Below are 20,993 nucleotides of genomic sequence, written 5' to 3'. Positions count from 1 at the left end.
TAAAATATGCCGGTTAAACCGGCAGCGGCAATCAATATGGCGCGCAAATGGTGGCGCCGCAAATAACCGAGAAAATACTGGGTTCCGCTCCAATAACCGACCATGCCCACAGTCAGCATCAGCGCGCAGATAAACAGGCGGAATTGATGCGGCAGTAATTGAGCGCCGATAAACCACGTCATCACACCGGTCATTATCGCCAACTGGCCCACGCCCCAGAATAAGGCATGTTTCTCTTTGCGCTGTGTGAGCCAGAGAAAGATAAGCAAGGTGCTGAGAATGGCATCCGACGCAAAGGCCGCCGCCATTGTCGATTCGCTTAAATACTTGCCGGGTTCTATGCTCATTTCTTCCACTCGATCGGCGCGCCACAATTCCGGCAACTATCAGCATTGTATGCGAAATGCGGCGCAACTCGTTCCCAGTGGAAATAAATTTACAACTACATTAAGTTAGCTGCCCAAAAGAGCATGGAAGCGGCTTGTGGATGACGTTTTTATGCCAAAAATCAGCATGATCCAGCCATTTTTGAGCTTGTCTCCGTCCGACGCCTAGAGGAACAAGGTGACCGCCAATATCCACATCACCACTGCGATGACGCCGTCCAATACCTGCCAGGCACGCGGACGTGCGAACACCGGTATCAAGAATCGCGCGCCCAAACCCAGGCTGCAAAACCATATAACAGACGCCAGCATCGCTCCCAAGGCAAAATAAGTCCGTCCATCGCCAGGCTGCTGGCCGCCTATCGATCCAAGCAGCACCACGGTATCGAGATAAACATGCGGATTCAATAAACTAAACGCCAGCATCGCCGCGATGACCGCATATCGGCTGGCGGCGGGTTGATCATTGCCGGTTTTCATGGCAACCGGATTGAATGCGGAACGTGCCGCCCTCACCCCGTACCAGAATAAAAACCCGGCGCCGGCCAATTTAATCCACAACAGCAGCGCCGGCGCCTCGACAATTAACCGGCCCATGCCGGCAACGCCGGCGCCGATCAGCATCACGTCGCAGATAATACAAATGGCGATGCAGGTCAGCACGTATTCCTTCTTCAACGCCTGGCGTAATAAATAAGCGTTTTGCGATCCGATGGCGACGATCAATCCGCCGCCCAGTCCCATGCCCTTTAAAAATGCGGTCACTTCCATGCGTTCTCCCGTGTTGAAGGACGACAGCTTAGCTTGCGCCGAAAGATAAGTATAATTAATATTACTGACCAAATATTAGGAGCGCTAATGAGCCGCATCGACTATCGGGGACTGGCGGCGCTGGATGCCGTGATCGACTATGGAAGTTTCGACAAGGCCGCTGCGGCCTTATCGATCACCCAATCGGCCGTGTCGCAGCGCATCCGCATGCTGGAAAACAGCGCCGGCGAATTGCTGATCGTGCGTAGCCAGCCGCCGGTGGCGACCGAGGCCGGCCAGCGGCTGATCGCCCATTACCGCCAGGTGCAACTGCTGGAAGCGGCCTTGACCGAGTTCCCGCACGCCGGTCCCGGCGCCCCGGCCCGGCCGGAAATCGCCATCGCCATCAATGCCGACAGCGCCGCCACCTGGCTGCAGGAAGCGGTCGCTCCCTTGATGAGTTCGGGCGAGTGCCTGTTGCAGATCCGCCTGGACGACCAGGACCACACGATGACGATGTTGCGCGAAGGCCGCGTGTTCGGCTGCGTCACCAGCGAAACCGTACAAGTGGCCGGTACCTCGGCCACGCCGCTGGGGGCGATGCGGTATCTGTGCGTCGGCAGTCCGGCCTTCGCCGCGCGCTGGTTCCCGGACGGATTCACGACCGAGGCGGTGCAGCACGCGCCCAGTTTGTATTTCGACCGCAAGGATGCGCTGCAAACACGCTTTATCGCGCAGCGCACCGGCTATACGGGACGGGTGCCGCACCACTCTTTGTCCAGCTCGGAAGGGTTTGTGCGCTTTCTGGAAGCGGGATTCGCCTATGGCATGTTGCCGCTGCTGCAATGCGAAGCGCTGCTGAAGGCGGGAACGTTGGTGGATCTGGCGCCGGGCCACGTGCTGGACGTGCCGCTGACCTGGCATATCTGGGATATCCAGACGCCGTTTACCCGCACGCTGTCGGAAAATATCGTCGCGACCGCGCGTAAATGGCTGCTCTAGGCGCTGCGCGCCCGCGCGTCCATCGCTTCCAGGTCCTGGCGCGCCCGCGCTTCCCACTCCGCCGGGTCCGGTTGGTGCGGATGCGTGATGTCCGCTGGCGGCAGCGATTCCAGCGTGCCGGTGCGTTTATACAGCATCACGTTGGTCCAGGCCACCGTGCCGGCCGGGAAGTAATGCAGCAAGGTGAACGCGGGATGCTTGAGCGCGTAAGTGGTGGTCGTCACCAGCGCGCCCTCTTGCAACTCGCGCGCCAGTTTGTCGGCAAGCGCGTCCATCAGCGGGCCGAAACAGGTGCTGTACAAGAACACCAGGCTGGCGCCGCGCACGTCCACCTTGAACATGTCGCTTTCGACAAAGGCGATCCGCGAGGCCAGCTCGAGCAGGTGGCTGCCGGTGGCGGCGTCGCCGAAAGGCAAGGTCAGCGGGGCATAGGGGGTGAGCGGCGTCGGCAGGTGCGCCACGCCGCGCTCGGCCAGCACCAGCAGATTGTGCAGGCGCTGCAAGGCCATGCGATGGCGGTAACCCATGCATTCGACACCGATGCAGCGCTCGAACGGGAACGCCAGCGCCGCCGACATCACGACCTTGCCCAGTCCGCTACCGAGGTCGACCATGACGCCGCCGGGGCGGATCGACGGCGCAATGGCGTCGAACAGGTTGTCGAGCTCGTAGCGGGCGAATTCGCCATAGATCAGGCCGCCATCTTCGATCAGCCAGGCGCGGATTTCGTCGTCGCCGATCTGCTGCAAGTCGCGAAAACCCGGCGGCGCCGGTTGTTTGGGCAGCATGCCGTGCGGCTGTATGCTCGCCGGCAAAGTGCCGATCAGCACGTCCAGATGCGGGCGCAGGCGCTGTAGCAGGTAGTCGCGGCGGGATATGTCTTCCAGGCAGGCGCGCAGCGCGTAGCCAACCTCGATGAAGCCGAGAAAGTGGGAATCGGGCACCAGGTCCAGCAGTGGCCGGACATGCTTTTCGCCGCCTTGTATGCTTTGAAACAGCGCTTCAAAGATATCGGCGGGTTGCTTGAAGCTGGCGACGGGTGTGACCGGACCGTCTTCGGTGCGAAAAACTGGCGGCATCGTATGACTGTTCATCGGCGGCTTCAGGTGGGTGAGTCTCATACTGCATCTCAGCAGTATTCTAGAACAGATCGATCCCGCGCGTGGTCACTATCTCAATAGTTTCAGCTTGACCATGGAATGAACACGGCGTCAGCCCCGCAGGCCGACCAGCAACCTGGCCACGTCCTCGTGCGCCGCCTGCCAGCCGGACGTGGCCAGCGCGGGCGCGCAGACCGGGCACACCTCGAACGGATTGCAGTCGTGCGGCAATTCCTGGTACAGCTTGCCGATCACCGATTTGCCGACATAGGAGTCGACCGAGGCCGGCTTGGCCTTCGGCGCGGCCGCGGCCTTGGCCGGCACGAAATCGGCGCCGCCGGGCGGCAACCAGCGTTCGAACGCCTCGGTCGGCTTACCGTCCGGCACGTACCACGATTTGCGTTCGCCGTTCCAACGGGCGCCCAGCGCCTTGGCCTCGTCTTTTTCCGCAAACGGCACTTTAAGAAACATCATCTTCGCTACTCCGCTAGGGGGAAGGCGTCATTTTACCGCCTGCCATGCGCGCCATGTTGACCGCACGGCGCAACAACGCTATAGTCGGTAAAGTACTTGCCGAAGGCAACTAATAGCAAACCGAACGGGGTCATATGGATCAGCAAATGCAGCAACAGGCCGAAGTGGTGCGGCAATTCAACCGTTTTTACACCGTGCATCTGGGATTGCTGCGCGGGCGCTACCTCGACACCGACTACTCGCTCAGCGAAAGCCGGATGATGTACGAGCTCTCGCACTGTCCGGGCTGCACCGCCAACCATCTGCGCACCAAGCTCGGGCTGGACGCCGGCTACATGAGCCGCATGGTGCGCTCGTTGACCGAGCGCGGGCTGATCGAGGGCGTGCGGTCGGCGCAGGATAAGCGCGCCACCTTGCTGAGCCTGACCGCCAACGGCCAGGCCGCGATCGCCGACATCAATCGGCGCGTCTCGTCGGAAACGGTGCGCATGCTCGACCAGTTGGGCGAAACGCAGCGCGCGGAGTTGCTGGCGGCAATGAGCAAGGTGCGGGAAATCCTGGCGCCGCCGTCCATCCACCTTGTGCGCGCCACGGCCGCGCAGCTGAACGACGCGCGCCACTTGCTGTACGAATATTTCGACGTCATCGGCGTGGTGTTGCGCGACGACGACCACGCCATCCGCGCCTTCCTCGACGATGCCAGCTCGGCGATGTGGATCGCGTACGTGGACGGCGACCCGGCCGGCTGCGTGGCGATGCGGCCGCTGCCCGGTGTCGACACCGGCGGTGCCGAGGGCGGCGCGGTCGAGTGCAAGCGCCTGTATGTGGCCGACCGCTACCGCCGGCGCGGCCTGTCGCAGGCGCTGATGCGGGCGCTGGAAGAGCACGCCGCGCAGGCAGGCCACAGCGCCGTGTATCTGGACACCAAGGACGACCTGCACGCGGCGATCAAGCTGTACGACCAGCTGGGCTACGAGCGCTGCGAACGCTACAACGACAATCCGCAGGCGACCATTTTCATGCGCAAGCGGCTGGGCTGAACGTCGGCCGGCGTTACTGGGCGACGGCGCGCGCGAGGTAATCGCCGACGTAGGGCATGGTGGACACCTTTTTAATGATGTCCGCGCGCACGCCAGCCATGTGGGCTTGCAAAGCATCCCTGTCGATGGCGGCGACAAACGGATCGTCGACCTTCGGCACCACGCCCAGCCCCAGCAGCATCGAGATGAACGACGGATCGCCGAAACCGTCCTGGTCGTAGATGACCACCCTGCCCGTTTCGCGGAACAGCTCGATCTGGTGCCGCACGCTGTCCGGGATCGGCATGTTGGCGCAGTAACGCCAGAACTCGGTGTCGGTGCGCTGGGTCAGCTTGTAATGCATGATGATGAAGTCGCGCACGGACTCGTAGCGGTACGCCATGTAGCGGTTGAACTCGGCGGTAGATTCAGGCAGGAAATCGCGATCCGGGAAACACTCGATCAACTTGCCCACCGCGTTCTCGATCAGGTTGATGCTGGTCGATTCCAGCGGCTCGATGAAGCCGGCCGCCAAGCCGAGGGCCACGCAGTTCTTGATCCACGATTTGCGGCGGCGGCCGGTGACGAAACGCAGTTGCCGTGGCTCGTCGAGCGGCGCGCCGTCGAGGCCGTCGATCAGCACGCGGGCCGCCTCCTCGTCGGTGGTGAAGGCGTTGCTGTAGACGTGGCCGTTGCCGGTGCGGTGCTGCAGCGGAATGCGCCATTGCCAGCCGGCCGCCTTGGCGGTGGCGGTGGTGAACGGTTCCAGCTTCTCGGCCTTGGCGCACAACATCGCCAGCGCGCTGTTGCACGGCAGCTGGTCGCTCCAGTCGTCGTAGCCGGCCTTGAGTGCGCCCTCGATCAGCAAACCGCGGAAGCCCGAGCAATCGATGAAGAAATCGCCATCGATGCGCCGGCCGTCCTTCAACTTCACGGCGGCGATAAAGCCGTCTTCCGGGCGCAGCTCGACATCGTCGATGGTCGCTTCGATGCGCGTCACGCCGCGCTCGATGGCGTACTCGCGCAGATGGATCGCGTAGAGCGCGGCGTCGAAGTGGAAGCCGTAGGAATACGGATCGTCGGGGTTGGCGGGCGCAAAGCGATGGTTGCGCGCCATCACCGTCGATATCGACCAGTTCTCGTACGATGGAATATTGGGGTCGACGCGCGCCAGATGCAGCCAGTGCATGTGCGGCGAGCGGCCTTGTATCTTCGGCCCGAAGTCACCGAAGCCGTGGAAGAAACGGTTGCCGATATAGCCCCAATCCTTGAATTCGATGCCCAGCTTGAACGAGGCCTGGGTTTTGCGCAGGAATTCGGCGTGGTCCAGCCCCAGCGAGGCGTTGAAATAGCGGATGGTCGGCAAGGTCGCCTCGCCGACGCCGACGGTAGCGATGTCGGGCGACTCGATCAGCACAATCTGGCAATCCTTGCCCAGCCGCTGGGCCAGCGGCGCCGCCGCCATCCAACCGGCGGTGCCGCCGCCAACGATCACTATCTTCTTCAACCTGCGGTCCGTCATATCGTCTCCAGAGTCTGGACAGTCGAATGCTGTCTCGCCGGAAAGTATAACAACGACTTCGTCGACAGTAGCCGTCCTGGGCAAAATCAGCGGGTCAAAACGTCAAAATCGTAATCGCCGGCACAACAAGTTGGCGCGGGATGCAAGCGACTGTGAGAAAATGGCGCCCAATAATTGACGATTCGACTAGCGCCCATCATGCCCACGATTGAACCCCTGACCCTGACTTTGGCGGAACTGGCTGCCCGCTGGAAGATCACGGCAAAACAAGTGCTGGAATACGCTCCAGCAAATGGCTTGCCGATGTACTTTTACTTCGACGGCCTGGTGTTCAACTTCGGCGACAAATGGCACCGCGCCAACGGCGACGCCAGCATCGCCCAGGACCTGGACTCGCACCAGACCCGCGCCGCCGCCATCGAAATCGACCTGCAACGGCAGACCTTGCACAAGCGCGGGCTGCTGAAACTGACGCAGTGGGAGGAAGCGCTCACCGACGACGAGCTGAGCCATCAGCAGGCGGAGTCCGACCGCTTGACGGAGGAGATCGTCCGGCTGACGGCGCTGCTCAAGCAGCGCGGCGAGGATCGCCAGAACCATGTGCGCAACGGCCTGCTGCGCGCCGCGCCGAGGACTTTGCACGAAATCGCCGAGCATGGCAAAACGCGCTTTCCGCAATTCGCCTTCATGCCGCACACGCCACCGGGCGGCGAAGTGGAGGAAAAGGTGACGGCGGGCGCCGTGATCGCCATGGAGGACGGCTTCCCGCTGAAGGAACTGCTGACGGAGGACGACCTCGTGATCTCGATGCTGGACATCAAGATCGCCGAGGAAGCCCGCAAAGCCGAAGGTTAAATTACAGCACGATGCGCTTTTGCTCGCGGGCCGACTTGTAGATCGCTTCGATGATGCGCATGTCGCGCAACCCTTCCTCGCCGGGCACGATCGGCTCGCGGTTGTCGATCACGCAGGTCGACATATGGTCGAGCTGGCCCGCCCACTGTGTCTTGCCCGGTCCCGGCGGCGGCGTGATCTCGTTGCTGCGGCCATTGCCCACCCACATGCGATGGCCGCTGTAAGCGGTGCCGGGCTCCAGCTCGATGCGGCCCTTGTCGCCCATCAGCAAAATGTGGTTTTGATTCGCGCTGTACATCGACATGCATGAACCAATCACGCCGGAAGGAAACTCCAGCTGGAACTCGATCATGTCCTCGACCTCGCGGAAGCGCGGATCCGAGCGGTCCGTGGTCTCCTTGGCGTACACGGCGATGGGCTCCTCGCCCGTCATGTAGCGCGCCGCCTGCAGCGCATAGATACCGATATCCATCAGCGAACCGCCGCCCGACAGCGCTTTCTTCAAGCGCCACGACGACGTGCCGCCCGCCGTGAACCCGTGCTCCGAACGGAAATAGCGCAGCTTGCCGATCTCGCCCGCGCGCGCCCGGCGTATCGCCTCCAGGTTGTACGGCTCGAAGTGACTGCGGTAGCCGATCATCAATTTCTTGCCGGCTTTTTTGCAGGCCGCGATCATCTCCTCGCACTCGACGGCGGACAAGGCCATCGGCTTCTCGCACAGGATGTGCTTGCCGGCGGCGGCGCCACGGACCGTGTATTCCTTGTGCATGAAAACAGGCAGGCAGATGTAGATGACATCGACCTCAGGATTGTCCTTGAGCTTGTCGTAGCTCTTGTAATCGTAGATGCCGGACTCCGGCACGCCGTACTCGGCCGCCACGCGCTTGGCCTTGGCGGGATCGCCGCTGACCAGCGCGACGAGCTTGCTGTGCTGGCAGTTTTTGAACTGCGGAATGATGATGCCGAGGCCGTAACCGCCCAGGCCGACAATCGCATAACCGAGTTTGCGCTCGGGCGTCGCGGCCCACACCGGAGCGCCAACCGTCGCTGCCGCCAATGCACCGCCAGCGGCCAGAACCAGACTGCGCCGATCCAGATCTATCATCCCGTTTCTCCTATTGAGTGTTCATTTTGAATGGCAATTTTAGTATAGAAGCAACGCGCGCGATTGGATGTGGCCGGAAAAAATCCGGCTGGTCCGGTGTGGTTTCTCAGCGAGCGGACGCCAGCAGCGAAACGAACATCGATCCCGAAAACGCCAGCAGTACGCCAGCCGCGATGCGGTGCACGAGCGGCTGACGCGGCGTCGCGCTCGGGTAGGCCAGCACCGCCGAGCCCATCGCGATCCACAGCGCGGCGATCGGCAGCAACAGGCTAATGAACAGCAAGTAAGCCTGCGACAGCGCGGCGGCGCCATCCGACAGCGGAGGAAACACCACGGTGGCGAAGAAGAACGCCTTCGGATTCAGCAAGGTCACGAAGAACAGCTCGCGCGGACCGATGGCGGCGCTGCCGGCGGCGCCGGCCTGGGGCGCGGTGCGCCACAATTTGACCGCCGAGTACGCGATGTAGGTCGCAGCGCAGGCGCGCGCCACGGTGGGCGCCCAAGGCGCGACGGCGGCGGCCAGCGCCAGGAAGGCGCACCAGATGCTGATGGAGATCATGTAGCCGCCCCACTCCGCAGCGATCAGTCGCAGCGAGCGCCGGAAGCCATCGCGGCTTCCCGCCAGGAACAGCAGCGTGTTGGTGGGACCCGGCGTCAGCAATACGGCGGCGATGGTCAGCGCCATCAGGGTGGTGCCGTGTGGCGCTAGTTGCGACAGGGAAGGCAAATTCATCGGTTATCCTTTTTGTGGAAGCGCTTGCGGCGGTAATTTTGGCATGTATGCAACTGGATGCCCAGCAAAATATGTGTGGGATGAACTGCCGCCGGAATGAGCGTATATTGGGAGGGCACAGAATCAGGTCATCGCAAAAGGATATGTCATTCATGAGTAAGTTCATCCGTAACGTCGGAACGGTTGCCGTGTTTCTGCTGGCCAGCGCCAGCGCATCGGCGGCGGCGACGGTCACCTATATCAATCCCGAAAAAATGACCGATGTGCCGCGCTTCGCTTCCGACCGCGAATCGATGGAAATGATTTTCCGCGATCACCTCAATCAGCTGGCGTCCCAGCTGCCGGAAGGCCAGCAACTGAAGGTCGAATTCATCGATATCGATCTGGCCGGCGATGTTTTTCCGAGGGTGCCGGTGCGGGATATCCGCGTGATGAAGGGCCAGGCGGACTGGCCGAGGATGCATCTGCGCTTCAGCATCGAACAGGACGGCAAAGTGCTGCGCAGCGGCGACCGCGAATTGTCCGATCCGAACTATTTGATGGGGTCACGCAGCTATAACCAGGACCTGTACGGGCACGATAAACAGATGCTCGATGACTGGTTCAGGAAAGAAATCATGCCGGCGCGTTAAGGCGCCGCACCCGGCTGCGGATGACTAGATGTTGATATATGAAAAAGCCCGCTGGAGCGGGCTGGTTCTTACATAATTCCAAACTTCTTCAACAGGCCAGGCAGTATCTGCGCAAGTATGACGGCGCTGACCACCCATAAAATAATCGTTGTCTTGGCCTCGGCGAGGTCCGACTTGGTCGCGGAAGTGGCCTTAAGGATTCCGAGGTCCAACTCGATCGCGGCAAGCGTGCGTTCAAGTTTTTCGATACGCTTTTCCATCTGCCCATCATCCGCGCTGTCTGATGCCCTGTCAACGTACTGGCGCTTCTGCCAAAACGTCATTCCAAGTCAGATTTTATGGGCAACCACCCGCTCCTGTCGCGATCCAAACCAAGCTACCCTACGGAACTTATGTCACATCCTGAGGTCACTAGGCGTCGGGCGCCAAAGGACGGAGCGCCATCATATGGCGACCGGCGACACCTTTGAAGTCATCCGATATGCGTGAGTCGTCCAGTACGTCCCGCCAAAACTGCATCGCCATGTCGTGGCACTTCGATAGGTGCCTTAATTCCAAGCGCCCCATGTAGCTCGGTGTCCATTCGCGCGCAACAATTTCGCCGTGAGCATTTGGACGGTAGAGCATGGGCAGCATGTCGTACGCATCAAGCAGACGATGCTTACGCTCAAACGTCCACGCGACGGCGATATTTCCGTGATGCTTATCGGTGTTGCCGATTAATGCGCCAAAGAGATCAAGAATCTCGACCGTCACAATGTCTTGCTCCGGCAATTCGCCTAGACGGCCAAGCTCGCGCGCGACGGCGGTCCAGCTTTGATCCATCATCCCGAGGTCGCCGTCCAATGCGGAGAAGGTCGCCATCGGGCGCCGCCCCTTTAGCCCCACCCGGTCGAAACGAACCACCTCCAGGGACACGCGCTCGCCGAATTCCAGGATAGCGGTTTTTGCTGCGGCGATGCCACTGCGAGCCAGCACCTGCAACGCGAGATGTTCGCAGACAAGCAAATCTCCCCAACGCCGCCCGGATGGCATATCGAGCGGCGGCGAGAATTTGACGATGACATGTTCGACCGGCATGCCAAGATCGCCGCGTCTAACCACCGCAGTGAATTTGGGCTGCTCGCCGCCGGCCAACGACCCCGGCGCCTCCCCTTGCATCGACTCTTCCGCCATCCTCGGGTAGCGTTGCGCGCGCTCTCCATCCGCTATGACTGAACACGCCTTTTTTGTCCGCGATCTTTGTCCGCAGGGGTTTTGGGGCCGTATGGAACCGGGAAGGCACAGGGGTCTGGATCTGCCAGCGGATATTTGCTATGAAATCATAGCCAATAATCTTACAGGTGGGGCCCATCGAGAGTCAGAGGTTGCCTGCGGCTCCGAGATGGACTAGACTAGACTAAGCTCACTACTCGGAAAGATCACATGCAAACCATTAATATTCATGATGCCAAAACACAGTTCTCGAAACTGATCGAAGCCGTCACGCAAGGCGAAGAGATCGTGATTGCGAAGGCTGGGAAACCCGCCGCCATGCTGGTGCCTATGCCGGCATTCAAACCTGTCCGCCAGCCTGGTGCGATGAAAGGAAAAATCAAAATCGCTTCCGATTTCGACTCTCCTTTGCCTGATGAGCTTCAAGCTGCATTTGAAGGCCGGTAATGAGAATTCTTTTAGACACGCACATATACCTGTGGTGGCTGCAAGATCATCCTCGACTTTCGAAAACAGCTCGGGACAGGATCGTTTCAGCATCAGAAGTGTATGTAAGCAGCGCCTCAATATGGGAAGCGACAATTAAGACTGGCATTGGCAAGCTGGAAGTTGACGTACACCAGCTAGTGGCGGAGATCGACAACAGTGGCTTTAAAGAGCTCGCCATTTCGGCGAAGCATGCTGCCGCTGTAGAGCGGCTTCCTGACATCCACCGCGACCCTTTTGACCGCATCTTGATCGCGCAAGCGTTGTGCGAACCACTTCGATTGCTCACCGCCGATGCCATTTTGAGCGGGTATTCGGAATTGGTCGAAGTTGTCTAGTGAAATTCCGCTCATACCGCATCAAGAAATAAAAAAGGGTTAGCATGATTGCTAACCCTTTGTTTTGTTTTACCGAATTTGGTGGGCCTCCCGTGAGTCGAACACGGCACCAACGGATTATGAGTCCGCTGCTCTAACCAAGCATGAGCTAGAGGCCCAGGGTATTACTGATGCGCTGGGAACCGGCTAGCCCCTCCGACGCGCGCTCGCTTTTAAAACGAACTCGCGAGCATAAGGGCTAGCACAGCCGCTAGTCAAGCCTTAGTTGCCTTCTAAGAAGCTTTTCAGCTTGTCGGAACGGCTAGGATGACGCAGCTTGCGCAGGGCCTTGGCTTCGATCTGACGAATGCGCTCGCGCGTGACGTCGAATTGCTTGCCAACCTCTTCCAGCGTGTGGTCGGTCGACATTTCGATGCCGAAGCGCATGCGCAGCACCTTGGCTTCGCGCGGCGTCAGCGAGTCGAGCACATCTTTGACGACGCCGCGCATCGAGGCGTGCAGCGCCGCGTCGGACGGCGCCAGCGTATTGTTGTCCTCGATGAAGTCGCCCAGGTGCGAGTCGTCGTCGTCGCCGATCGGCGTCTCCATCGAAATCGGTTCCTTGGCGATCTTCATGATCTTGCGGATCTTATCTTCCGGCATTTCCATCTTGATGGCCAAGGTCGCCGGATCCGGCTCGGCACCGGTTTCCTGCAGAATCTGGCGGGAAATACGGTTCATCTTGTTGATGGTTTCGATCATGTGCACCGGAATACGGATGGTGCGCGCCTGGTCGGCGATCGAGCGCGTGATGGCCTGGCGGATCCACCACGTCGCATAAGTCGAGAACTTGTAGCCGCGACGGTATTCGAACTTATCCACCGCCTTCATCAGGCCGATATTGCCTTCCTGGATCAGGTCGAGGAATTGCAGGCCGCGATTGGTGTACTTCTTGGCGATCGAGATCACCAGACGCAAGTTGGCCTCGGTCATTTCGCGCTTGGCCTTGCGCGCCTTCATTTCACCGGCCGCCATCTGGCGGTTGATGTTGCGCAAGTCCGGCAGCGGCAGCACGACGCGCGCTTGCAGGTCGATCAGGCGCTGCTGCAGTTCCTTGATCGTCGGAATGTTGCGGCCGAGGATGGCGCTGTAGGCGTGGCCGGCGTTGACTTCGCCGTCGACCCAGTCCAGATTGGTTTCGTTGCCCGGGAAGACCTTGATGAAGTGGGCGCGCGGCATGCCACACTTGTTGACGGCGACGTCAAGGATCTGCTTCTCGATGTGGCGCACTTCGTCGACCTGGCCGCGCAGGGTGTCGCACAGCTTTTCGACCACCTTGGCGGTGAAGCGGATGCCCAGCAGTTCGAACGAGATCGCTTCCTGGGCCTTGATGTAGGCCTTGGAGTTATAGCCTTCCTTCTCGAAGGCGCGGCGCATCTTGTCAAACTGGGTGGAGATGACGTCGAACTTGTCGAGCGCGGCGTTCTTCAGCGCTTCGAGCTGTTCGGCCGAGAAACCGGCGGCACCGGAGGCGCTCGCTTCTTCCTCTTCCTCTTCTTCCTCTTCTTCCTCTTCCTCTTCCTCGTCGTCCTCTTCGGCTGGCGCGGCGACGACCGGCGCGGCGGCGACCTCATCGCTGTCATCCACCAGGCCGTCGACGATCTCGTCGATCTTGATTTCGTCGGCGCGGATGCGGTCGGAGGCGGCGATGATCTCGGCGATCGTCACCGGGCAGGCGGAGATGGCCTGAATCATGTCCTTGAGGCCGTCTTCGATGCGCTTGGCGATTTCGATCTCGCCCTCGCGCGTCAGCAGCTCGACCGAGCCCATCTCGCGCATGTACATGCGGACCGGGTCGGTGGTGCGGCCGAAATCGGAGTCGACCGTCGACAGCGCCGCCTCGGCGGCGGCCTCGGCTTCGTCGTCACTGGTGACGGTGGCCACGTTGTCCGACAGCAGCAGGGTTTCGGCGTCCGGCGCGTGCTCGTAGACGGCGATGCCCATGTCGTTGAAGGTGCCGATGATGCCCTCGATCGCTTCCGGATCGACGATGTTCTCTGGCAGGTGGTCATTGATCTCGGCGTACGTGAGGAAGCCGCGTTCCTTGCCGAACTTGATCAGGGTCTTGAGTTTCTGGCGGCGGCGTTCGAGCTCTTCCTCGGTCGCTTCGGTGTCCGACGAGAAGGCGTCCTTGAGCAACGCCTTTTCCTTGGCCTTGCGGTCCTTGGCCTTGGCCTTGTCGACGGCCTTGAGCTCGGCGCGTTCGACCGCGTTCAGCGCGGCGACTTCGTCGTTTTCTGGCTGGAATTCTTTCGGTTTGCGCCCGCGCCGGCCCGGCACTTTGACCGATGGCAGCACGTAGCCCGAGGTATCGATGGCCGCGAGCGTGGCGGCGTCCGTGGTCTGGCTGACCACGGGCGGGTTGCCGCTGGCGACGCGCGTTTCCGACTTGTCCGCAGTTTTGGCGGATTGGGCGGTCACTTTGCTCGGCTTTGCAGCCGCTTTGGATTCAGGTTTCTTGATTGGCACAGGCGCTTTCGATTACACAACGACTTGCTTATTGAGGATAAAGTTTCTTGCGGTTCAATTTGTTTGGAACCTACGTCTTCGAACTTGCCGAGCAGTTCGACAATACTACGACTTACTTACACCCGGTCAGACCGATCGACGTCCACAGAAATCCACCGCTGTCGGCAAAATTCTACTGCATCCGGACACGTGCGTGGGGGCAAGAAACCATGACTAGGTTAGACAGCAAACAGAAGGTCCGCTGATAGCGTCCCCACGGGAGGTTCGCCGACTAAACCAAAGCTGGCCCTGGCCGCCGACACTGCGTCTTTCCATGTCGATCAAGAGCCTAACTTACTGAAAACAAACACACTCTGAACAAAAAACGATGCCAAAAGATACAACACTTAGCGTTTTATTATAGCACGCCACTTTTCAATATCCAGAGGGAAGAGCCCCACTTCCCCCGCCGGAAACATGACAAAAAGATGACATCCAAAAACGCATTGCAACTCCACTCCATCGCACCGCAACATTATCGGTTCGCCAACTCCGCCTGCGCTTCGCGCAATAGTTGGTCTTGCTGCGAAGTCAGCTCCCGATAGCGCACGCCAATCTCGTCGGATGACAGGCCGGCGGCGAACAACTGACTCAATTCCTGCTTCAAGGCGTCGTTTTTGACCTGGCGGATCGCTCCGCGCAGGAACGCCCGCACCGCATCAAAATCGGACTCGGACTCCTTGACTACTTCGGCGATGATGCCGTCGTACTCGTCTCCCTGCGACTTCAAATGTTGCGCGAACGCCGCAAAACTGCCGTTCGGGCCCATCGCCTGCGCCGCGCCCACCAGCTGCGCCAGGCGTTCGGCCGGCTCGGCGCCGAAGAATTCGAAGGCCTTCAGCGCCGCCGCATCGATATCGAGCGACAACGGCGGATGCGCCACCAGCAGCCGCACGATCTGCAATTCCAGCCCGACCGGCACCGGACGCCCGCTGCGGGGCGGTGCCTTGCGGGCCACCGCGACCGGCTTGGCCAGCTCGAACAGCACCTCGATCTCGGACGGCGTGGTCTGCGTCAGCTGCGCCAGGCCGCGGACGATCTGCAGGCGCAACGCCGTCGGCGTCATCGATTGCAGCAGCGGCTTGGCGTCGAACTGGGCGCGCGCCCTGCCCTCCGGACTTTGCAAATCATGCTCGCCGACCACTTCCTTGATCAGGAACTGCGACAGCGGCATCGCCTCATGGATCTCCTGCTCGAACGCTTCCTTGCCATGCGCGCGGACATAGCTGTCCGGGTCGTGCTCGGTCGGCAGGAACAGGAACTTGATGGTCTTGTTGTCCGTCACGTGCGGCAGACAGGCTTCCAGCGCGCGCCGTGCGGCGCGGCGGCCGGCCTTGTCGCCGTCGAAACTGAAAATCACCATGTCGGTCTGACGCAACAATTTCTGTACATGATGGGTGGTGCAGGCCGTGCCCAGGGTCGCCACCGCTTGCGGGAACCCCATCTGCGCCAGCGCCACCACATCCATATAGCCTTCCGTCACCAGCACGTAACCCGCGTCGCGGATCGCCTGGCGCGCTTCGAACAAGCCATACAACTCGAATCCCTTTGAAAATAAAGGCGTTTCCGGAGAATTCAAGTACTTTGGTTCGCCATGGTCGAGGACCCGGCCGCCAAAGGCGATGACCTGGCCTTTGGTGTTTTTGATCGGAAACATGATCCGCTCGCGGAAGCGGTCGTAGCGTTTGCGGTTGCCGCCATCCTCGTCGACCTTGTCGATGACCAGGCCGGCCTCGGCCAGCGCGACCGCCTCGTAGTCGGGGAAGATGCTTTTCAGGCCGTCCCAGCCGGCCGGCGCGTAGCCCAGGCCGAAGCGGGCGGCGATTTCGCCGGTCAGCCCGCGATTTTTCAGGTAGGCGATGGCGTCGGTGGCGCCGCGTAGCTGGGCGCGGTAAAAGTCGCACGCCTGGGTCATCGCGTCGGACAAGGCCAGGCTTTGGGCCTGCATTTGGGCGCGTTGCGCCGGCGGGATCTTGTCATCCTGCTCGGGCACCACCATGCCGACGTTCTGCGCCAGGTCTTTGACGGCGTCGACAAAGCCCATGCCGGAGTATTCGATCAGGAAGCCGATCGAGGTGCCGTGGGCGCCGCAGCCGAAGCAATGGTAAAACTGTTTGGTCGGGCTGACCGTGAAGCTGGGCGACTTTTCACTATGGAACGGGCACAGGCCCATGAAATTCGCACCGCCTTTTTTCAGCTGCACGTAGCGTCCGACAACGTCGACGATATCGACGCGGTTCAACAAATCGGAGATAAAAGATTGTGGGATCACAGGGCTGAGCGGTCGGGTAATTTTTCAGACTATACCGCCGCGCCGATCCGGTTTTGATGCGAATCAAGGCACGGCGGAGGTAAAAACAGCGCCAGGTTACAGCAACCCGGCGGCACGCAGATTATGCCGGGGACAACGCCTTCTTGACCAGTGCCGACACGACGGTCATGTCGGCGCGGCCGGCCAGCTTCGGCTTGACGATGGCCATGACCTTGCCCATGTCCTGCGGACCGGCGGCGCCCGAAGCGGCCACGGCGGCAGCCACTTCGGCGGCGATTTCCTCGTCCGACAGGCCGGCGGGCATGTAGGCGGTCAGCACGACCAGCTCGGCTTTTTCGATGTCGGCCAGATCCTGGCGGTTGCCGGCTTCGAACTGGGTGATCGAATCCTTGCGCTGCTTGATCATTTTTTCCACGATGGCGACGGTCTGCTCGTCGTTGACCTCGATACGCTCGTCGACTTCCTTGCGCTTGATCTCAGCGAGGATCAGGCGGATGGTGGCCAGGCGCGACGCTTCCTTGGCGCGCATCGCGTTTTTCATGTCTTCGGTGATTTGTTCTCTCAGGCCCATGTGGATTTCCCTCGGTAAATGATGGTGTATAAATGCGAAAACCCGCTGCGGATGACCGGAGCGGGTATCTTCTAAAACTCAACCCGCGGCGCAAGCGCCATGCTGCCGGGTTGGGTCTGCGTAAAGCAGAATTAGAACAGTTTTTTCGGCAGTTGCTGGCTGCGGATGCGCTTGTAGTGACGCTTCACGGCAGCTGCCAGCTTGCGCTTACGCTCAGCCGTTGGCTTTTCGTAGAACTCGCGTGCGCGCAGTTCGGTCAGCAGACCGGTTTTTTCGATGGTGCGTTTGAAGCGACGCATTGCGACTTCGAACGGCTCGTTTTCTTTAAGGCGAATAGTGGTCATGTAAAAATTCAAACCGTTTGAGGTTATAGGGAGAAAGAGACTATAGCAGCTTTTGCAGCAAAATGGAACCCCACAGGCCGCGTGGACGGCCCGTCGTGTGGTTTTCCCTGCAAAAACAATGCGGCATCAGTGACACAACCTGAGGCAATCTTTCTATAACTTCAACGATTGCACAAGCGCCGCTACAGCAGGAACGACGAGTATATCAGACGGACTGCCCCGCCGCCACACCCGATGCCCACGCCCACTGGAAATTGTAGCCGCCCAGCCAGCCGGTGACGTCCACCGCCTCGCCGATGAAGTACAGGCCCGGCACCTTGTTGACCATCATCGTCTGCTGCGACAGCTCGCGGGTATCGACGCCGCCGCGCGTCACTTCGGCCTTTTTATAGCCTTCCGAACCGTTCGGCGTCAGCGTCCACTGGTTGATCGCGGCGCCAAGCTTGCGCAGTTGCGCGTCGGGCAGGTCGGCCAGGCGCGCGTCCAGCGCGAAGCCGTGCGCCAGCAGCAAGCCTTCGGCCAGGCGCGCCGGCAGCCATTGCGACAGCACATTGCCCAGCTGCTTCTTGATGGTGCCCTTGCCTTCGATCAAGGTAGCGGCCAGGTCCAGTTCAGGGATCAGGTTGATGACGATCGGCGTGCCCGGCGTCCAGTAGCTGGAAATTTGCAGGATCGCCGGACCCGACAGGCCACGGTGCGTGAACAGCAAATCTTCGCGGAAGCGCCCGCCGGTCGGATTGCGGCCCTTGAAGGAACCGGTCTCGACATCGACTTCCAGCGCGATGCCGGCCATTTCAACGAACGGCGCCCACGCTTGCGGGTCGAAGGTCAGCGGCACCAGCGCCGGGCGCGGCTCGACCATGCGCAGTTCGAACTGCTGGGCGATGCGGTAGCCGAAGTCGGTCGCCCCGATTTTCGGGATCGACAGGCCGCCGGTGGCGATCACCACGCTATCGGCTTCGATCGTGCCGCTATCGGTCTGCAGGACAAAGCCACCCTCGCCGCCTTGTGCGACGCTCTCGACCTTGCACGGCATCCACCAGTGGACGTCGCCGGCGGCACATTCATCCTTGAGCATGTCGATGATCTGTTCGGCCGAGTCGTCGCAGAACAGCTGGCCGCGATGCTTCTCGTGGTAACCGATACGGTGCTTCTTGACCAGCGCGACAAAGTCGGCGGCCGTGTAGCGCGACAAGGCGCTCTTGCAGAAGTGGGGATTCTCGGACAGGAAATTGGCCGGACCGGCATTGATGTTGGTAAAGTTGCAGCGCCCGCCGCCGGAGATGCGGATTTTCTCGGCCAGCTTGGTCGCATGGTCGACCAGCACCACGCGCTTGCCGCGCTGGGCCGCCGTCGCCGCACACATCATGCCGGCTGCGCCCGCGCCGATTACTGCCACATCAAACTTTGCCATATTGAGTTCCCATCAGGTAAGGGGCGGTATTGTACGCGAGTCGCACGGCCCGCCCCACGCTGCCGATTTACTCGATCGGCTCGCTGACCCGCTTGCGCGACTGCAAGGTGCGCGACACCAGCAGGCACTGCGCCACCTGCTCGGCGATCGACGGCGGCACCGGCACGTCGCCGCGCAGCACCGACGCGATCCACTCGGCGGTGGCCGCCGCGCTCTTGTCTTCCGGCAGCAATGGCAGCTCGCCGACCTGGGTCTGCTTCGGCACCAGGGTCGTGCGCAGGCCGCCGTGGAACCAGTCGATCTGCTGCGCCTTGTTGGCGTTGGCCACGGTTTCGCCCTCGGTGCCGCGCATCAGGAAGGCGTCGCCGCGCTCGTGCAGCGCCGACGTGGTGAAATATTCGCCCAGCATTTCCAGGTATTCCGGGTGGGTATAGGACACCAGCCGCAGCGCCGGTCCTGCGAACGGCTGCATGATCTTGACCAGGGTGTGGGTCGAATTGCGCACGCCCAGCCGGCGCCGCAGCGACAGCATGTATGCCAGCTTCGGCGCCAGCGCGTCGATGGTGATGAAGGCGACGTGGCCCTTGGCCATCTCCTCCTCCGCTTCGGCGCGGTGCCGCACCGATGGCACGCCCAGCGCCTCGAACACCTCGGCGCTGGCGACGCGCCCGAGGTCGTGCGCGACGCCATGCACCAGCACCGGCACGCCTTCGCGCGCCAGCAGCATGGCCAGCAGCGGCGTCAGGTTGGCCATCTTGCGGGCGCCGTTATAGCTTGGAATACACACCGGCGCGAACTGCCCGGGCGGCGCCGTCAGCGGTTCGAACGAGCCCTCGGCCGCGTCGAGGAAGCCGGCGATTTCCTCCACCGATTCGCCCTTGATGCGCATGGACAGCAAAATGCCGCCCAGCTCCAGATCGGACACGCGTCCGTCCAGCATGGCTTGATAGAGGTCATGGGCGTCGTCGCGCGTCATGCTGCGGGCGCCGTTTTTGCCGCGGCCGATCTCCTTGATGAGTCGGGCGGCGAGGAAGGGTTCAGTGTTCGATATCGTCATGACATCAAGCTTAAACGATTTTGCCGAAATGTGAAAAAACCTTACTGGCGGAACCGGTATTAGCTAATTCGGCTACACTATCTATCCCCCAGAAAAGAAATACAGTCCAATCATGATTTCCCCAGACATCGAAAACATCAACGTCACCTCGTTCGCGCCGATGCCGTCGCCCGAGGCCCTGCACGCCAAGCTGCCGCTGACCGACAGCGCGTCCGAGACCGTCATGAAGGGCCGCGAAGCCCTGCGCAACATCATCGACCGCCAGGACAAGCGCCTGTTCGTCGTCGTCGGCCCGTGCTCGATCCACGACCCGGTCGCCGGCCTGGACTACGCCCGCCGCCTCAAGGCGCTGCAGGCCGAAGTGGCCGACACCATGCTGCTGGTGATGCGCGTGTATTTCGAAAAGCCGCGCACCACCACCGGCTGGAAGGGTTATATCAACGATCCGGACATGGACGACTCGTTCCGCGTCAATGTCGGCATGGAAAAGGCGCGCCAGTTCCTGCTGGACGTGTGCGAGCTGGGCCTGCCGACCGCGACCGAGGCGCTGGACCCGATCTCGCCGCAATACCTGGGCGACCTGATCGCCTGGACCGCGATCGGCGCGCGCACCACCGAATCGCAGACCCACCGCGAGATGTCGTCGGGCCTGTCGACGCCGGTCGGCTTCAAGAACGGCACCGACGGCGACATCAGCATCGCCATCAATGCCATCCTGTCGTCGGCGCATCCGCATGCGTTCCTGGGTATCAATGCGCAAGGCAACGTATCGATCGTGCGCACGCGCGGCAACGCCTACGGCCATGTGGTGCTGCGCGGCGGCGACGGCCGTCCGAACTACGATTCGGTGTCGATCGCGATCGCCGAGCAGGCGCTGGCCAAGGCCAAGTTGCCGGCCAACCTGGTGGTCGATTGCTCGCACGCCAACAGCTACAAAAAGCCGGAACTGCAACCGCTGGTGATGGGCGACGTCATCCATCAAGTGGTGCAGGGCAACCAGTCGCTGGTGGGCGTGATGATCGAATCGAACATCGTCGGCGGCAACCAGAAGATCCCGGCCGATCTGAGCCAGCTGAAATACGGATGCTCTGTGACCGACGGCTGCATCGATTGGGAAACCACCGAAAAGATGCTGCGCGACGCACATCAGCAGTTGCTGAAGCGCCCTTAA

The 20,993-nt window shown here is 61.0% G+C and carries 21 protein-coding genes and 1 tRNA gene; 7 read left to right on the top strand and 15 right to left on the bottom strand.

From position 1 onward, the window contains the following. Positions 1 to 551: 551 nt before the first annotated feature. Positions 552 to 1,157: a LysE/ArgO family amino acid transporter gene (locus NHH73_06450; protein ID USX27921.1), complete on the bottom strand. Its 606-nt coding sequence runs from the start codon at positions 1,155 to 1,157 to the stop codon at positions 552 to 554. An 87-nt stretch (positions 1,158 to 1,244) separates the two neighbouring features. On the opposite strand from NHH73_06450, the gene NHH73_06445 reads away from it, so the two are divergent. After that, positions 1,245 to 2,138, top strand: a complete 894-nt coding sequence (locus NHH73_06445; GenBank protein ID USX27920.1) for a LysR family transcriptional regulator ArgP — start codon at positions 1,245 to 1,247, stop codon at positions 2,136 to 2,138. Here NHH73_06445 and NHH73_06440 read toward each other — a convergent pair. Both NHH73_06440 and NHH73_06435 read right to left on the bottom strand, forming a co-directional pair. Further along, positions 2,135 to 3,259 (bottom strand): histone methylation protein DOT1-like protein, encoded by a 1,125-nt coding sequence (locus NHH73_06440; protein USX27919.1) that lies wholly within the window; start codon positions 3,257 to 3,259, stop codon positions 2,135 to 2,137. The genes NHH73_06445 and NHH73_06440 overlap by 4 nt on opposite strands. 90 nt (positions 3,260 to 3,349) lie before the next feature. Continuing rightward, on the bottom strand, positions 3,350 to 3,712 hold the full coding sequence (locus NHH73_06435; protein ID USX27918.1) for a DUF5710 domain-containing protein: 363 nt from the start codon (positions 3,710 to 3,712) through the stop codon (positions 3,350 to 3,352). Between the two features lie 134 nt (positions 3,713 to 3,846). On the opposite strand from NHH73_06435, the gene NHH73_06430 reads away from it, so the two are divergent. Then, positions 3,847 to 4,752, top strand: a complete 906-nt coding sequence (locus NHH73_06430) for a helix-turn-helix domain-containing GNAT family N-acetyltransferase (GenBank protein ID USX27917.1) — start codon at positions 3,847 to 3,849, stop codon at positions 4,750 to 4,752. Between the two features lie 13 nt (positions 4,753 to 4,765). Here NHH73_06430 and NHH73_06425 read toward each other — a convergent pair whose 3' ends face one another. Next, entirely contained in the window at positions 4,766 to 6,253 is a 1,488-nt protein-coding gene (locus NHH73_06425; GenBank protein ID USX27916.1) for a tryptophan 7-halogenase, read from the bottom strand. Positions 6,254 to 6,451: 198 nt separating this feature from the next. Here NHH73_06425 and NHH73_06420 point away from each other — a divergent pair, with 198 nt between their 5' ends. After that, positions 6,452 to 7,108 (top strand): hypothetical protein, encoded by a 657-nt coding sequence (locus NHH73_06420; protein USX27915.1) that lies wholly within the window; start codon positions 6,452 to 6,454, stop codon positions 7,106 to 7,108. A 1-nt stretch (position 7,109) separates the two neighbouring features. On the opposite strand, the gene NHH73_06415 is transcribed toward NHH73_06420, so the two are convergent. Both NHH73_06415 and NHH73_06410 read right to left on the bottom strand, forming a co-directional pair. Continuing rightward, positions 7,110 to 8,213, bottom strand: a complete 1,104-nt coding sequence (locus NHH73_06415; protein ID USX27914.1) for a Gfo/Idh/MocA family oxidoreductase — start codon at positions 8,211 to 8,213, stop codon at positions 7,110 to 7,112. A 106-nt stretch (positions 8,214 to 8,319) separates the two neighbouring features. After that, positions 8,320 to 8,946 (bottom strand): LysE family transporter, encoded by a 627-nt coding sequence (locus NHH73_06410; protein USX27913.1) that lies wholly within the window; start codon positions 8,944 to 8,946, stop codon positions 8,320 to 8,322. Between the two features lie 152 nt (positions 8,947 to 9,098). On the opposite strand from NHH73_06410, the gene NHH73_06405 reads away from it, so the two are divergent. Continuing rightward, the gene (locus NHH73_06405) at positions 9,099 to 9,578 is read left to right on the top strand and encodes a DUF3016 domain-containing protein (protein USX27912.1); all 480 of its coding nucleotides are present in this window, start codon (positions 9,099 to 9,101) and stop codon (positions 9,576 to 9,578) included. Between the two features lie 68 nt (positions 9,579 to 9,646). On the opposite strand, the gene NHH73_06400 is transcribed toward NHH73_06405, so the two are convergent. Together NHH73_06400 and NHH73_06395 are read right to left on the bottom strand one after the other, a co-directional pair. After that, positions 9,647 to 9,838 carry a hypothetical protein gene (locus NHH73_06400; GenBank protein ID USX27911.1) on the bottom strand — a complete coding sequence of 64 codons (192 nt, stop codon included), beginning with the start codon at positions 9,836 to 9,838 and terminating at the stop codon, positions 9,647 to 9,649. Positions 9,839 to 9,989: 151 nt separating this feature from the next. After that, the gene (locus tag NHH73_06395; GenBank protein ID USX27910.1) at positions 9,990 to 10,739 is read right to left on the bottom strand and encodes a HipA domain-containing protein; all 750 of its coding nucleotides are present in this window, start codon (positions 10,737 to 10,739) and stop codon (positions 9,990 to 9,992) included. A gap of 264 nt (positions 10,740 to 11,003) precedes the next feature. Here NHH73_06395 and NHH73_06390 point away from each other — a divergent pair, with 264 nt between their 5' ends. Further along, the gene (locus NHH73_06390; GenBank protein ID USX27909.1) at positions 11,004 to 11,240 is read left to right on the top strand and encodes a type II toxin-antitoxin system Phd/YefM family antitoxin; all 237 of its coding nucleotides are present in this window, start codon (positions 11,004 to 11,006) and stop codon (positions 11,238 to 11,240) included. After that, a complete protein-coding gene (locus NHH73_06385; protein USX27908.1) occupies positions 11,240 to 11,617 on the top strand; it encodes a type II toxin-antitoxin system VapC family toxin in 378 nt (125 codons plus the stop codon). Before NHH73_06390 ends, NHH73_06385 begins: the two co-directional genes overlap by 1 nt. 79 nt (positions 11,618 to 11,696) lie before the next feature. On the opposite strand, the gene NHH73_06380 is transcribed toward NHH73_06385, so the two are convergent. From NHH73_06380 to ybiB, 7 genes are all read right to left on the bottom strand, one after another. Further along, positions 11,697 to 11,775: transfer RNA gene (locus NHH73_06380), tRNA-Ile, on the bottom strand. Between the two features lie 103 nt (positions 11,776 to 11,878). Next, complete coding sequence (gene rpoD / locus NHH73_06375) at positions 11,879 to 14,077, bottom strand: RNA polymerase sigma factor RpoD (GenBank protein ID USX27907.1); 2,199 nt, start codon at positions 14,075 to 14,077, stop codon at positions 11,879 to 11,881. 562 nt (positions 14,078 to 14,639) lie between these two features. After that, complete coding sequence (gene dnaG / locus NHH73_06370) at positions 14,640 to 16,436, bottom strand: DNA primase (GenBank protein USX27906.1); 1,797 nt, start codon at positions 16,434 to 16,436, stop codon at positions 14,640 to 14,642. 121 nt (positions 16,437 to 16,557) lie between these two features. After that, entirely contained in the window at positions 16,558 to 17,007 is a 450-nt protein-coding gene (locus NHH73_06365; GenBank protein USX27905.1) for a GatB/YqeY domain-containing protein, read from the bottom strand. A 131-nt stretch (positions 17,008 to 17,138) separates the two neighbouring features. Next, complete coding sequence (gene rpsU, locus NHH73_06360) at positions 17,139 to 17,351, bottom strand: 30S ribosomal protein S21 (GenBank protein USX27904.1); 213 nt, start codon at positions 17,349 to 17,351, stop codon at positions 17,139 to 17,141. Positions 17,352 to 17,556: 205 nt separating this feature from the next. Next, positions 17,557 to 18,765: an NAD(P)/FAD-dependent oxidoreductase gene (locus NHH73_06355; GenBank protein ID USX27903.1), complete on the bottom strand. Its 1,209-nt coding sequence runs from the start codon at positions 18,763 to 18,765 to the stop codon at positions 17,557 to 17,559. A 67-nt stretch (positions 18,766 to 18,832) separates the two neighbouring features. Further along, positions 18,833 to 19,822 (bottom strand): DNA-binding protein YbiB, encoded by a 990-nt coding sequence (gene ybiB, locus NHH73_06350; protein USX27902.1) that lies wholly within the window; start codon positions 19,820 to 19,822, stop codon positions 18,833 to 18,835. A gap of 112 nt (positions 19,823 to 19,934) precedes the next feature. On the opposite strand from ybiB, the gene NHH73_06345 reads away from it, so the two are divergent. After that, positions 19,935 to 20,993, top strand: coding sequence for a 3-deoxy-7-phosphoheptulonate synthase (locus tag NHH73_06345; protein USX27901.1), 1,059 nt, complete (start codon positions 19,935 to 19,937; stop codon positions 20,991 to 20,993).

The organism is Oxalobacteraceae bacterium OTU3CINTB1 (assembly GCA_024123955.1).
Taxonomy (GTDB): Bacteria; Pseudomonadota; Gammaproteobacteria; order Burkholderiales; family Burkholderiaceae_D; genus Rugamonas.
This window is presented reverse-complemented; position numbering and strand designations above follow the sequence as displayed.

What these genes read in the sequence shown, in the direction of transcription:
- NHH73_06450 (USX27921.1), bottom strand. Translation starts at nt 1,157, where the DNA reads ATGGAAGTGACCGCATTTTTAAAGGGCATGGGACTGGGCGGCGGATTG.
- NHH73_06445 (USX27920.1), top strand. Translation starts at nt 1,245, where the DNA reads ATGAGCCGCATCGACTATCGGGGACTGGCGGCGCTGGATGCCGTGATC.
- NHH73_06440 (USX27919.1), bottom strand. Translation starts at nt 3,259, where the DNA reads ATGAGACTCACCCACCTGAAGCCGCCGATGAACAGTCATACGATGCCG.
- NHH73_06435 (USX27918.1), bottom strand. Translation starts at nt 3,712, where the DNA reads ATGATGTTTCTTAAAGTGCCGTTTGCGGAAAAAGACGAGGCCAAGGCG.
- NHH73_06430 (USX27917.1), top strand. Translation starts at nt 3,847, where the DNA reads ATGGATCAGCAAATGCAGCAACAGGCCGAAGTGGTGCGGCAATTCAAC.
- NHH73_06425 (USX27916.1), bottom strand. Translation starts at nt 6,253, where the DNA reads ATGACGGACCGCAGGTTGAAGAAGATAGTGATCGTTGGCGGCGGCACC.
- NHH73_06420 (USX27915.1), top strand. Translation starts at nt 6,452, where the DNA reads ATGCCCACGATTGAACCCCTGACCCTGACTTTGGCGGAACTGGCTGCC.
- NHH73_06415 (USX27914.1), bottom strand. Translation starts at nt 8,213, where the DNA reads ATGATAGATCTGGATCGGCGCAGTCTGGTTCTGGCCGCTGGCGGTGCA.
- NHH73_06410 (USX27913.1), bottom strand. Translation starts at nt 8,946, where the DNA reads ATGAATTTGCCTTCCCTGTCGCAACTAGCGCCACACGGCACCACCCTG.
- NHH73_06405 (USX27912.1), top strand. Translation starts at nt 9,099, where the DNA reads ATGAGTAAGTTCATCCGTAACGTCGGAACGGTTGCCGTGTTTCTGCTG.
- NHH73_06400 (USX27911.1), bottom strand. Translation starts at nt 9,838, where the DNA reads ATGGAAAAGCGTATCGAAAAACTTGAACGCACGCTTGCCGCGATCGAG.
- NHH73_06395 (USX27910.1), bottom strand. Translation starts at nt 10,739, where the DNA reads ATGCAAGGGGAGGCGCCGGGGTCGTTGGCCGGCGGCGAGCAGCCCAAA.
- NHH73_06390 (USX27909.1), top strand. Translation starts at nt 11,004, where the DNA reads ATGCAAACCATTAATATTCATGATGCCAAAACACAGTTCTCGAAACTG.
- NHH73_06385 (USX27908.1), top strand. Translation starts at nt 11,240, where the DNA reads ATGAGAATTCTTTTAGACACGCACATATACCTGTGGTGGCTGCAAGAT.
- NHH73_06365 (USX27905.1), bottom strand. Translation starts at nt 17,007, where the DNA reads ATGGGCCTGAGAGAACAAATCACCGAAGACATGAAAAACGCGATGCGC.
- rpsU (USX27904.1), bottom strand. Translation starts at nt 17,351, where the DNA reads ATGACCACTATTCGCCTTAAAGAAAACGAGCCGTTCGAAGTCGCAATG.
- NHH73_06355 (USX27903.1), bottom strand. Translation starts at nt 18,765, where the DNA reads ATGGCAAAGTTTGATGTGGCAGTAATCGGCGCGGGCGCAGCCGGCATG.
- ybiB (USX27902.1), bottom strand. Translation starts at nt 19,822, where the DNA reads ATGACGATATCGAACACTGAACCCTTCCTCGCCGCCCGACTCATCAAG.
- NHH73_06345 (USX27901.1), top strand. Translation starts at nt 19,935, where the DNA reads ATGATTTCCCCAGACATCGAAAACATCAACGTCACCTCGTTCGCGCCG.